Source organism: Bartonella sp. WD12.1 (assembly GCF_002022415.1).
Taxonomy (GTDB): Bacteria; Pseudomonadota; Alphaproteobacteria; order Rhizobiales; family Rhizobiaceae; genus Bartonella.
This window is the reverse complement of the sequence record NZ_MUBG01000001.1, coordinates 1,429,387-1,441,853: the sequence shown is the minus strand read 5'-3', so window position 1 is coordinate 1,441,853 and position 12,467 is coordinate 1,429,387. Positions and strand designations below refer to the sequence as shown.

Sequence of the window (12,467 nt, the reverse complement as noted above, 5' to 3'; positions counted from 1 at the left end):
ATTGAGAAGGTAGGGATTGATGGTAAAAGCAGTGACGTCAAAAAAGGGAGCACCAAAAGCTGAAGAAAAGAAATCAGCCGCTCGTTCAGGCGTAAAAAAAGCCGCCTCGAAGTCTCAAGGGAGTTCTAAGAGTTCTGGTAATCTTACGCGTACTTCTTCTAAGTCTGTTAGTACTTCTAAGCCTGTTCGTGGCAAGGGAGCAGTTGGTGAAATTAGGCAGGTGATTGGGGCTATTGTTGATGTACAGTTTGAGGGAGAATTGCCCAATATTCTTAATGCATTAGAAACTGAGAATATGGGAAACCGGCTTGTTTTGGAAGTGGCACAGCATTTAGGTGAGAACACGGTTCGTACCATTGCGATGGATACGACAGATGGTCTTGTGCGCGGGCAAAAGGTTTTTGATACAGGAGCACAGATTTGCGTTCCTGTTGGAGAGGCCACACTTGGGCGTATTATGAATGTGATTGGGGAACCGGTTGATAATGCTGGTCCAATTGTTGCGACTAAAACGCGTTCAATTCACCAAGAAGCTCCTGAATATGTTGAACAATCAACAGAGTCAGAGATTCTTGTTACGGGTATTAAAGTTGTTGATCTTTTAGCGCCTTATGCCAAGGGTGGTAAAATTGGTTTGTTTGGTGGTGCTGGTGTTGGTAAAACTGTGTTGATTATGGAATTAATCAACAATATTGCAAAGGCGCATGGTGGTTATTCCGTGTTTGCAGGTGTGGGGGAGCGTACACGTGAGGGTAATGATCTTTATTACGAAATGATCGAAAGTCGTGTGAATGTGAACCCTAAAGACAATAAGGGTTCTGCTGCAGGGTCAAAATGTGCACTTGTTTATGGGCAGATGAATGAACCACCGGGAGCACGTGCACGTGTTGCACTTTCAGGGTTGACGGTTGCGGAAAGTTTTCGTGATGAAGGTCAGGATGTTCTTTTCTTTGTGGATAATATGTTTCGTTTTACACAGGCAGGTTCAGAGGTTTCAGCTCTTTTAGGGCGTATTCCTTCTGCTGTGGGGTATCAACCAACTTTGGCAACAGAGATGGGGGCGTTGCAAGAACGTATTACCAGTACTAAAACAGGTTCTATTACGTCTGTTCAGGCCATTTATGTTCCTGCTGATGATTTGACTGACCCGGCACCTGCGACATCTTTTGCACACTTGGATGCGACAACAGTTCTTTCTCGTGCGATTGCTGAGAAAGGTATTTATCCAGCGGTGGATCCGCTCGATTCTTCTTCACGCATGTTGGATCCAATGGTGGTTGGTGAGGAGCATTATGCTGTTGCTTGTCAAGTCCAGACAATTTTGCAGCGCTATAAATCTTTGCAGGACATTATTGCTATTCTTGGAATGGATGAGCTTTCTGAAGAAGATAAGGCTCTGGTAGGGCGAGCACGTAAAATTGAGCGTTTCCTTTCACAGCCTTTCCATGTGGCTGAAGTTTTTACTGGTTCTCCTGGGAAGCTTGTACCTTTACAAGACACCATCAAGGGGTTTAAAGATCTTTGTGCCGGTGATTATGATGATTTACCAGAAGCAGCTTTTTATATGGTTGGTTCAATTGATGAAGCAATTGAAAAGGGCAAGCGTTTAATGGCAGAAGCTTCTTCATAAGAGGAATTTTGTGGTAAATAAAGAAATTGCTGCGACGGATGTCAAAAGAATTGTGTGAAAGATGTTCGTCGTAGAAATGACAAGAGGTTGCTGTGGAAAACAATAGAGCAAAGCGTTTTTTGTTTGAGCTTGTCTCACCTGAGAAACTTATTTTTTCAGATCAAGTGGTATCGGTTGTTCTTCCTTCAGCTTCAGGCTATTTGACAGTTATGGCCAATCACGCGCCTTTAATGGTTCGTCTTATGCCAGGAAGTATTCGCGTTTTATCATCTTCAGGTGAAAAGTTGTTTGCTCTTTGTGGAGGGATTGCGGATATTACACCTTCAAGATGTTCTCTTTTGGCTGAGGCTGTTGTTGCTGTTGATCAGCTTTCTTTTGATGAACTTGAACAACGGATTTTGAAAGTTCGAGCAGCGTTAAAAGAGGGTTTAAATGATGGGGTTAATGACCCGGTGGAGGAATTTTTACATCAACTGACGACTGTTGGTGGCGTGTTAACAGCGGTGTAGCGCGAATGTAAGGAGTGCAGACATGAACGGCAAAAAAAGCGCGATTATGTCTGCTAGAAAAAGTGAAGGGGATCTTTCCCAGTCTGGTCCTATTTTTGCAGGGCCTTTGCCGAAATGTTTTGTTTATATTTTTGCCTCTTTTATTTTGCAATGGGCTTATGGCTTAGGGGCAAATATGGTTCAGTCCAACATTCTTCAACTTTCTGGTAATTTTCGTGCAACACTTACTGAAACGACATGGTTGGTTGCTGCTTATATGGCACCCAATGTCAGTGTTGCGATTATGTTGATTAAGATTCGTTATCAATTTGGGTTACGGTCTTTTGCTGAATTATCAATTCTTGGATTTGTTTTGGTCTGTGTTTTGCAATTATTTGTCACAGATTTACATTCAGCTCTGATTATTCGTTTTTTTGCTGGTATTACTGCAGCCCCGATGGCTTCATTGGCGTTTTTATATATGTTAGAGGCTTTTGCGCCGGAGAAAAAATTCACGGTTGGTCTTAGTTTGAATTATATGAATGCAGCTTTGGCGGTTCCTTTATCGCGTTTGATATCACCTCATTTGCTGGAAAATAATGGAGGGTTTTCTAGTCTTTCGGCAATGGAAATGGGGCTTGTTTTAATGAGTTTGGGGTGTATCTTTTTTCTTCCGCTTACGCCTGTTGCGTGTAACAAAGTAATTAGAAAGTTCGATTGGGTGAGTTATAGTTTGATTGCATTTGGGCTTGGTTTAAATGCAATGATTATGTCTGTTGGTAAGCTTTATTGGTGGCATGAAGCACCATGGATTGGTTGGGGGCTTGCTCTTGCAGTTTTGTCGTTAGTGATTGCGACCATTTTTGAGTTAAATAGAGAATGCCCACTGATTGATTTACGTTGGCTGTTTAGTAAAGAAATGGTGCAAGTTGTTTTGGTGTTGTTAATCTTTAGGATTCTTTTATCGGAGCAGTCGACTTTAGCAGCAGATTTTTTTGGTCTTTTTGGTTTGTTAAATGGTGATATGGCGCCGATGTATTTTGCCGTTACCATTGGGACGCTTTTAGGGGGTGGGATTTGTGTCTGTTTTTTACGCGCTGGTCGTGAAGACTATTTTTATTTTATGTCTTTAAGCTGTTTGGCGCTTGGGTCTTATTTAGATAGTTATGTAAATCACTTAACGCGCCCAGAGGATTTGATGTTGAGTCAAGGTTTGATAGGTTTTGGTTATGCACTTTTCTTACCTCCTGCTTTGTTTAATGGATTTGTGAGAGCAAATGTACGAGGCCCCAGTTATGTTTTAAGCTTTATTGCTATTTTTCTGCTAACTCAGGTGACAGGAGGGTTAATGAGTGCGGCTTTTTTTGGGAGTCTGCAATTTATTTTTGCCTATAAGTATTTTGAGTGTTTAAAGCAAGAAATTGTTGTTACAGATCCTCTTATTTTACATGAGATAAATGCCTTATTATCGTCTTCTTATAATGTTTTAAATCCTGATAGTGTTGGGGGCGGGCAATTCATATCTGATCTGATTGGGCAGTTGAAGTTGACAGCAAATATTTTGGCTTATGATGATGTTTTTCGGCTTTATTTTTATATTGCAGCGGTTGTACTAATTATTTTTCTTGTCAAAATTATTTATCAATTACGCCCTTTTATTTTTGTGAAGCCGACCTGGAAAGATAAGGCAATTTTAGTGAAGAAAAGTGAAAAAAGATGATAAGGGCATTGCGGTCAAAATCGACAATTGTTGCATTTATATCAGGAATTGCTGGAATTTTATTGATTTTGTGGGCTTGGAAGCTGCCACCATTTGTGAGTACTATTCAAATAACCGATAATGCTTCAGTTAAAGGGGATGTCACTTTAGTAAGCCCACAGATTTCTGGTGTGGTTACACAGATTTATGTTCAAGATTATCAAAGAGTTGAAAAGGGCACCGTTTTATTTGAATTGGATGATACTCTTTTTCGACAACAACTTTCTCAAGCGCAAGCAATTTTTGATTCAAAAAATGCAAAGCTTGCAAGTGTTTTATTACAAACTCAGCTTTTGCAAGAAGAAATTGATGCAGCAGAGTCAGAATTGGCGCATTTGCAAAAGCTATCAAATGTTACTTCTGGAGAGAAGAATTCAAGAGCTGATGAAGCGCGTGTACCTTCTTCTCTTTCACAATTATTAGCAGCACTTGAAGTAAAGAGACGATTGCAAAAACAATTGGATCTTGAACGACAAAGCTTACAGTCAGATGTTGCTGGGGCAAAAGTAGGAGTTGAATTGGCAAAGCTTAATTTGGCGCATACCAAAATTGTTTCTCCTTGCGCTGGGCAAGTTGGGCTTGTTGGAGCGCGGGTTGGGCAATATGTTTTACCTGGAACGCAATTGGTGGCTGTTATTTCTGATGATATTTGGATTGTTGCTAATTATAAAGAAACACAGCTTGCTCATATGCGCGTTGGACAGCCTGTTGTTTTTTTTGTTGATGCACTAAATAATCAAAAGTTAACAGGTCGTGTAGTACGTTTTGCCCCTGCGACAGGTTCGGAGTTTTCATTGTTGAAGACAAACACTGCAATTGGAAATTTTACTAAAATTGCACAACGTATTTCAGTTCGTATTGCTTTAGATCCAGGGCAAATAGGGGCTGAGCGGCTTATTCCTGGTATGTCAGTGGTTACATATGTGGATACTTCGTAACGTATTTAAAAAGGCTAAAGGATATTTATTTTGGGTTTGATTTTTATACTGCTTGTTTATAGCAAAGGGTTGCTGATATTAGAGGATGTCGTCGGGTTTATAGTATTTGCGTTATGGTATATGGGGTGTAAGTTATTTTTAGGATTTGGAGAAGGGGGATGCCCGCTTTTTGGGCGGGCTTTAGAGGAGCTGATTATTTGATTTTACGCGTCAACAGGCAGCTTGCTAGAACAACACCGGTGATAAGTGCGATTGTTGTTTAGGATTTTCTTTTACTTTTTTTCAGATCTTCAGTGTGATTGTTAATGTGATGAAGAACGTGACGACTTTTTTGTTTCCATGTATCAAAGAGGTCAAAAATGGTATTTGAAGTATTGTTATCATGACGCCAACGGCTGATTGTTACCAGTTCATCTTTTAATTGTGCGATATGTTTTTTAATTTTAGTATCTCTGCAACAGGGGGACTGAAATGTGCACATAAGATTGACTCCTTCGTGTTGTTAGCGTCTTCTAAATTAGAATTTTATTGAAAGACTGACGTGTTAAACGACTTGAAAATTGAAAAGTTGCATGAGAAAAACGCTACTTGTTGGTTTATATTGATTATTGCGCGAGTGTTGGATTGTTTTAAGTCAATTTTTGACTCATTTGTTTGTTCAAATTATTCTATGATACGGATAGTATTGTGGTCGTATAATGATGACTTGTGTGATGAAAAAATAAAGTGAATTTTTAAAAATTGGGGAGTTGATGAGCACGCCATATTATTTATCTAAGCCTTTAGAGCGTCGCCGATCTGTTGGAGTCAAAGTTGGTGATGTGATTGTTGGTGGTGATAACCCGATTGTTGTCCAGTCTATGACAAATACAGATACTGCCGATATTGATGCGACAGTTATGCAAATTAGTGCTCTTTGGCGTGCAGGTTCACAATTGGTACGGGTAACTGTTGATCGGGATGAAGCGGCAGCGGCTGTGCCTAAGATACGCGAACGATTGGAACAATTAGGCATTTTTGTGCCGTTGGTGGGAGATTTTCATTATATTGGACACAAACTTTTAGCAGCACACCCTGCATGTGCTGAGGCTTTGTCAAAATATCGGATTAATCCTGGAAATGTTGGTTTTGGTTCAAAAAAGGATCAACAGTTTAGTGAAATTATTGAGATGGCTTGCCGTTATCATAAACCTATACGCATTGGAGTAAATTGGGGGTCACTGGATGAGGGGTTATTAACCCGGCTTATGGATGAAAATGCAAAGCAAGAAAAGCCTTTATCGACTGTTGAAGTCATGCGGGAAGCTGTGGTTCAGTCGGCGCTGCAGTCAGCTTTTTTTGCTGAAGAGTTAGGATTGGGGCGTGATCAAATTATTCTTTCGGCTAAAGTGAGTGATGTACAAGATTTAATTACTGTATATGGCCTTTTAGCGAAGCGTTGTGATCATGCACTTCATTTGGGTTTAACAGAAGCGGGAATGGGAACAAAGGGGATTGTTGCTTCTTCAGTGGCTTTGGGAGTTTTGTTACAGCAAGGAATTGGTGATACGATTCGCATTTCACTTACACCTGAGCCAGGAGGTGACAGGACTCAAGAGGTGAAGGTGTGCCAAGAGCTTTTGCAGGTTATGGGATTTCGACAATTTATGCCTGTGGTTACTGCGTGTCCTGGGTGTGGGCGTACGACTTCAACGGTTTTTCAGACATTGGCACAAAAAATCGAGGCCGATTTATGCAAGAATATGCCAGTTTGGCGTCAAAAATATCCTGGCGTTGAAGGTTTAAAGGTGGCTGTTATGGGATGTATTGTCAATGGACCGGGGGAATCAAAACATGCTGATATCGGTATTTCTCTACCTGGAACGGGTGAACAACCAGCAGCACCGGTTTTTATTGAAGGCAAAAAGGTGAAGGTTTTACGTGGGCCCCATATTGCTGAAGAGTTCGAAGGTATATTAGGTGATTATATTCACACGCGTTTTGGACAGAGCTAGACAAATTGGGCAGAGCTAGGAAAACAAGTGGTTTGTTCTGCTTTTCTTTTGTTGTTGAAGTGGTTTGGTTGTTGAAGTAGTGTAACGCGTTTTAGAGTAAGCGATAATTTTAAGAGAGGGAGAGGCATTTAATTATTACGGGTGGCAATAAAGTGTGCTGCTTGTTTGAGTGGTTTAGCTTTATCACCAAAGGGGTGAAGAAGTTCTTCTGCTTGAGTAATGAGTGTATCTCGTTTTTTTTGTGTTTCTTCAATCCCGTGAAGACTGACTAAAGTGGCTTTATTTGCTTCTTTATCTTTTCCAGCAGTTTTGCCAAGAGTTTTGGTACTCATGGTGACATCAAGAAGGTCATCTGTTAATTGAAAAGCCAGCCCAAGATGTGTACCAAAGGTGGAAAGTTGCTCAATCTGAGTTTTAGAAGCATTGCCGATTATAGCGCCCGCTTGGCATGCAAAACTAATAAGAGCGGCTGTTTTCATGCGCTGTAGCATGATGATTGCATGATGATCTTGTGGTTTATTTTCTGCTTCAAGGTCAAGCATTTGTCCGCCAAGCATACCACCAAGTCCTGCTGCTTGCGCAAGAGCTGTGATAAGGTCAATTCTTATTTTGGAGCTCAAGTCACAAGCTTTGTGGGCAATAATTTCAAAAGCAAGGGTTAAAAGGGCATTGCCTGCTAGGATGGCTGTAGCTTCATTGAATTCTTTATGAACGGTGGGTTTTCCACGCCGTAGTATGTCGTTATCCATGGCAGGAAGATCGTCGTGAATAAGCGAATAACAATGAACACATTCCAATGCAACGCCAATATCAAGAGATTGTTCAAGGGGGATGTCAAAAAGTGCAGCACTTTGGATAACTAAAAAAGGACGCAAGCGTTTGCCGCCATTGAGCGTGCCGTGACGCATGGCTTTGATTAAGATTTCAGGACGGACAATTTCATTGTTTTGAGCTTTATAGTTTAAAAGCGTATCAAGCCTTTTTTCAATATTGTGGGTATGTTTTGTAAGAAGGGCCGTGAATTCATGCATCGTTTCTTCCTTTGTTTTTGCAAAATGAGTGAGCTCTTTTTAGGATAGGAAAACGAAGAATGAAACGGTTTTTTAATGATCTTTAAGTTCTATCAGACAAAAATAATGTCAGATGGTTTTGAGTACCTAGCCTTTGAGGATGCTTCAAGTTTAGTATGATCTTTGTTTTTGTCTTTTTTATTTGGATGTTTTTACATGATAATGCGTGATTTGCAGTTTGATGATGCGTGATTTGATAAAGATAGGTAGCTATAAGCGGGAAAAAGATTGTGCTTATTTATAATATATGTTTAGTTTTTTAGGGAGTAGGGTTGATCTGTTTTGTTTAAGGGAAGTCACAATTCTTGCAACCAGTTTAAAAGAACTTTATTGGGATTATTCGCATTAATCTACAAATCTACAGATCATTTTTTGCTTTTAACCCGGCTTGTTGAAAAATGATTTTCTCTTTTTAATGCTTAACCGATATTGTTTTTATTAAAAATGTTTAGGTACACTTGTAAAATCAGATAAAAAATTAAACGAAAGTCTGGTCAAAAGATTTTAATCAGTGTATAGGAAGCTATAACATTATTGTCAAAAGTGACATTACTGTTGTCAAAAATGGCATAAAAATGACAACAAGTGTTATTGTTTAAGTATTATTTGTTCTTTTTCGAGTCTATTTGGAGTATCTCTTTATGGCTGTACCTAAACGAAAAACTTCTCCATCGAAGCGGGGTATGCGCCGTTCGGCTGATGCCTTGAAAGCACCAACTTATATTGAAGATAAGAATTCTGGTGAATTGCGTCGCCCTCATCATATTGATTTAAAAACAGGTATGTATCGCGGGCGTTCAGTTTTACCCCCTAAAGATTAAGTGCTAAAATTTCACTCCCGATAATCCAATAGAGTGGATGAATAACGGGGAGTTTTTTAATGTTTCTTGTAAACAAGTCTCATTGTTGAGGCGTAAGGCTTTTAAGTGGGGTATAAAATTACCGATAAATTAGATTACTATAAAGCAAGGGCTTTTGCAGCAACGCGTGCGCGTGTATGTTGAGCTCTTTGTGTGTGGAAAGGCGCTTGAAGAAAGCTATTTGTGCGCTCAATAAAGAGCGCTTTAGAAGTACTTTTTTACGAGTGTTTTTATTTTCTAGCAGGCTTTGTGTTAAGCAAAAAAAGACATACCCGTGCTCATAAAATAAAGAGTGCACGGGTTTTAGTATATTCTTGTGATGCTTTTTGTTATACAGTGCTTATAGTTTATCACGCGGCATAGACAGCACTGCTATCATTTTTTTCTTTATCGATTCCAGCTTTAAATTTACGCTTGGATTCTTTGGTAAGGTGCGTCTCTATCAAATTGATGGCTTCTGTTTCAGAAAGGTTATTGATGATAGCAATTTCACGGGCCATTCGATCAAGTGCAGCAGCGTAGAGTTGGCGCTCGGAATAAGATTGCTCAGATTGTAATTCTGAACGAAAAAGATCACGCACTACTTCAGCGATGAAGACAAGATTTCCCGAATTGATTTTTGTGTCATATTCTTGAGCACGGCGTGACCACATAGCCCGTTTAATACGTGCTTTCCCTTGTAGGGTTTTTAATGCACGCTCAACAGAATCAGATTCAGATAATTTACGCATTCCAATGGAAAGCGCTTTTGCAACTGGCACTTTTACGTCCATTTTATCTTTAGCAAAGTGGATGACAAAAAGCTTTAATTTATGCCCTGCAACCTCCTGCTCTTCAATTGCTATAATTTGCCCCACGCCATGTGTGGGATAGACGATATATTCAGAGGTTGAAAACCCTTTAACACTAGAGGTTTTCTTTTGCTGGGACGCCATATTAATTTACTCCCTTTGTAACCAACAATGATGTCGGAGAACAAGTTAAAACGCCTGAAAACTAGAGTCTTCTGCAACTTATGCATATTATGCTCGCTGATATAGCATAAAAGTTGAGTGTTTCCAGTTACAAATAAAAAAACACTTCACTTTATAAAAAAGCAAAACAAAATACTTAGCAAAATGGCTTTATTAAGACATTTTTAACATTTAAAATGAAAAAAATCAATCATTTCACTCAAGATTTTTGTTATTACATGAAATAATCTAAGTTTTTTTTAAAAGAGAACAATACATTATGGAGTTATTATTCACCACTTCCTGGATTTTCTGAAAAATACTTTTCTAATTTATTGGGAACACCATCCATTTCTTTTGCTTGAGGAAGAGGATTTTTTTGGGTGGTTAAATTGGGCCATTTAGTTGCATACTCACGATTGAGTTCTAACCATTTTTCTAGTCCTGGTTCTGTATCAGGCTTAATGGCTTCAGCAGGGCATTCTGGTTCGCATACACCACAGTCGATGCATTCATCAGGGTGAATAACAAGCATATTTTCACCTTCATAAAAACAATCAACGGGGCAAACTTCAACACAATCAGTGTACTTACACTGGATACAATTGTCGGTTACAACGTAGGCCAAGATTAAACTCCATTTCCCATTTTAATGATCTTTAAAGGGAATGATATGTACATCCTTATCACTTTGAAGTTGGTCACGAAGCGCTGCTAATTTTGCAAAAGGTGAATCAGGATCAGGGGTTTTTCGCGTCTGAGATGGTTTGTTCTTTGTGTATTGAGTGGGTGTTTTAGTATATTTATGGGCAGAAGTGGCTTGTGATGCCTCTTTTTTGAAGGGGACTTTGCTTGTACTTGCTTCTTTTTTGAAAGTTTTTCTATGCTTGTTTTGCCGTTTTTGATCGGATTTACCGCGATTGCTATGGCGATTGTGCTGATAATTATAACGCCATAATAAAACAATTTTATCTTCTGCTGCTACACAGTTTTGGTGTGCAAAAGCACCAACGGGTTCAGCAGCTGGTAAATCAGGTTCAGCAGCTGGTAAATGATCTTTTATGCAAGATGGTTCTTCAATACAAATAGATGCAGTCTTTTTTCTTCCTGTGTTGTGTCTGATGCTAGGATGTCTTGCCATTGATTGCCCACAAATTCTGCTGCAGGATAGTTCTCTTTTGTTATCAAATCATTTTCACGGGATTCTTTGTGTGTAAGCTCTTTTTGAAGTTCAGCGCTACTTTTGGGTTGTGATTGATAACCAAGACCTTTGAGAATTTCTTTCATGTCTGTATTATTGGCACCAAGAATGGACATCATCGTTGGTGTGACAAAAAAACTTTTGCCATCATAGGCACCTTCAGGCTTGGGCTCTATACCTGGCTTCCAATGAAGTGCAGGGCGAATAAGGTTGGCAAGACGTTCTAAAATATCGATGCGTACAGCACGCTGCCCTAAAATTTGATAGCCAACGAGATGATAAATTTGAGGATTATATGTTGGGTCAATAATCAGTGAAGTTCGCCCAGCAGTTAAAGCGGCTAAAATTTCACTTAAACCAACTTGATCATGCTCTTCTTTCTGAAGGCTCCAAAGAAGTGTGATCGCTTGGGCTGCAGTAGGTTTGAGCACTCCTATGACGTAGATATGAAAAGCGCCAAAACGAACTCCTAGTTGTCGTAGAACGGCACGTGATTCTTGATCAAGATTCTTGACAGTTTCAGCTACTTTTCGACGCGGTAAAATGCCCAAATTGTCTACAAGTTGTAGAGCAAGAGTCTGTGTTGGTCCACTCAAAGTATCAGCATTACGTAAATCGAAAAGTGGTTTTAAGGCTGTTTCAAAATGGAAAGTTACAAAACGCTCCAATCGTGCGACCACTTTATCGCGGGCTTCTCCAGTTAATTGTGCATCTGCTAAGAGAATGAGCTTGGGCTTTAAAATATTATCAGTTGAGGCTAATTGTGCCACTGCTTGGCCGATCCAGCGTACAATTCCATTAGAGCTAAGGGTAAAATCGCCATTAGCTGAAGCGCAAAAACGTGTAACACGTTGAGCAAAGGCGGTGGCTAAATCTTCATTATCTATTGTATTGTGTGTTTCAGTTTTTGTATCTGTGTCGCTTTTATGGGCATAAAAACGCAATCCCTCAAATCTGCTATTTTCAGGGTTTTCGACACGAAGATCATTCTTGTGAACAGTTTCGCTATCCATCATTGTTTTCTTTCTCGGCTTTTTATGGGCAAGAAGATGTGTTTTGGGCACTTTAATATCTGTGCCGTTTCTCTAGCACATTTGTTGCGCTTTCTTCAATCATTCTTGTAGTTTTTAATGTGTCTTTGCATCATTTTTGCTTGAAAATTTCTTCTTTGCTTTATTCAGCTAGACCCTTTGCATGTATATATTCACAAGTATAGGTTGTGTTAAAAGAGCGCCAGCATAAAGATGGATCTTCCAACATAAACAACAATTTATGAATCCTTCAACAAAAAAAATCTGTGTTTTTTACATTCTTCATAGCCTTGTTTTTGTAGCGATAAAGATGTGAGGAGAGAGCGCTTTGCTTTACTGTTGAGGGCGAGGTTTTCTCTATTTTTTATTGCACTTCACCCTTTAAGTTTTCATCATATAAATTGGGTTCTCACAATAAAAACAATTATAAGTTGCAAACTACACGTTAAAGTAGTATATACGCAATAAACAATTTTTACGTTCTTTTATATGAGAGAGCAAGTGGGCCGTTATCAAACCAAATTTGATAATTTAAATCGCAGG

General features: G+C 39.4%; 11 protein-coding genes. 6 read left to right on the top strand and 5 right to left on the bottom strand.

Annotated elements, in window-relative coordinates; genetic code table 11:
* The first annotated feature begins 19 nt into the window (after positions 1–19).
* The 5 genes from atpD (at position 20) to ispG (ending at position 6,809) form a co-directional block, all read left to right on the top strand.
* Complete coding sequence (gene atpD, locus BWD121_RS06530) at positions 20–1,630, top strand: F0F1 ATP synthase subunit beta (protein WP_078663845.1); 1,611 nt, start codon at positions 20–22, stop codon at positions 1,628–1,630.
* A 92-nt stretch (positions 1,631–1,722) separates the two neighbouring features.
* Positions 1,723–2,139 (top strand): ATP synthase F1 subunit epsilon, encoded by a 417-nt coding sequence (gene atpC, locus BWD121_RS06525; RefSeq protein WP_078663844.1) that lies wholly within the window; start codon positions 1,723–1,725, stop codon positions 2,137–2,139.
* Between the two features lie 22 nt (positions 2,140–2,161).
* Positions 2,162–3,838, top strand: a complete 1,677-nt coding sequence (locus tag BWD121_RS06520) for an MFS transporter (protein WP_078663843.1) — start codon at positions 2,162–2,164, stop codon at positions 3,836–3,838.
* Complete coding sequence (locus BWD121_RS06515; protein ID WP_078663842.1) at positions 3,835–4,815, top strand: HlyD family secretion protein; 981 nt, start codon at positions 3,835–3,837, stop codon at positions 4,813–4,815. Before BWD121_RS06520 ends, BWD121_RS06515 begins: the two co-directional genes overlap by 4 nt.
* 752 nt (positions 4,816–5,567) lie before the next feature.
* A complete protein-coding gene (gene ispG / locus BWD121_RS06505) occupies positions 5,568–6,809 on the top strand; it encodes a flavodoxin-dependent (E)-4-hydroxy-3-methylbut-2-enyl-diphosphate synthase (protein ID WP_078663840.1) in 1,242 nt (413 codons plus the stop codon).
* 128 nt (positions 6,810–6,937) lie between these two features.
* On the opposite strand, the gene BWD121_RS06500 is transcribed toward ispG, so the two are convergent.
* Positions 6,938–7,840 (bottom strand): polyprenyl synthetase family protein, encoded by a 903-nt coding sequence (locus BWD121_RS06500; protein WP_078663839.1) that lies wholly within the window; start codon positions 7,838–7,840, stop codon positions 6,938–6,940.
* Between the two features lie 680 nt (positions 7,841–8,520).
* On the opposite strand from BWD121_RS06500, the gene rpmF reads away from it, so the two are divergent.
* Complete coding sequence (gene rpmF / locus BWD121_RS06495) at positions 8,521–8,700, top strand: 50S ribosomal protein L32 (protein WP_004857790.1); 180 nt, start codon at positions 8,521–8,523, stop codon at positions 8,698–8,700.
* Positions 8,701–9,089: 389 nt separating this feature from the next.
* On the opposite strand, the gene BWD121_RS06490 is transcribed toward rpmF, so the two are convergent.
* The 4 genes from BWD121_RS06490 to BWD121_RS06480 all read right to left on the bottom strand — a co-directional run bounded on the left by BWD121_RS06490 (position 9,090) and on the right by BWD121_RS06480 (position 11,957).
* Positions 9,090–9,674 carry a CarD family transcriptional regulator gene (locus BWD121_RS06490; RefSeq protein WP_078663838.1) on the bottom strand — a complete coding sequence of 195 codons (585 nt, stop codon included), beginning with the start codon at positions 9,672–9,674 and terminating at the stop codon, positions 9,090–9,092.
* A 307-nt stretch (positions 9,675–9,981) separates the two neighbouring features.
* Positions 9,982–10,320, bottom strand: a complete 339-nt coding sequence (gene fdxA, locus BWD121_RS06485) for a ferredoxin FdxA (RefSeq protein WP_078663837.1) — start codon at positions 10,318–10,320, stop codon at positions 9,982–9,984.
* Between the two features lie 21 nt (positions 10,321–10,341).
* Positions 10,342–10,833 carry a hypothetical protein gene (locus BWD121_RS08700; RefSeq protein WP_346418148.1) on the bottom strand — a complete coding sequence of 164 codons (492 nt, stop codon included), beginning with the start codon at positions 10,831–10,833 and terminating at the stop codon, positions 10,342–10,344.
* Entirely contained in the window at positions 10,752–11,957 is a 1,206-nt protein-coding gene (locus BWD121_RS06480) for a hypothetical protein (protein ID WP_346418147.1), read from the bottom strand. The genes BWD121_RS08700 and BWD121_RS06480 overlap by 82 nt, the downstream gene beginning before the upstream one ends.
* Positions 11,958–12,467 lie beyond the last annotated feature (510 nt).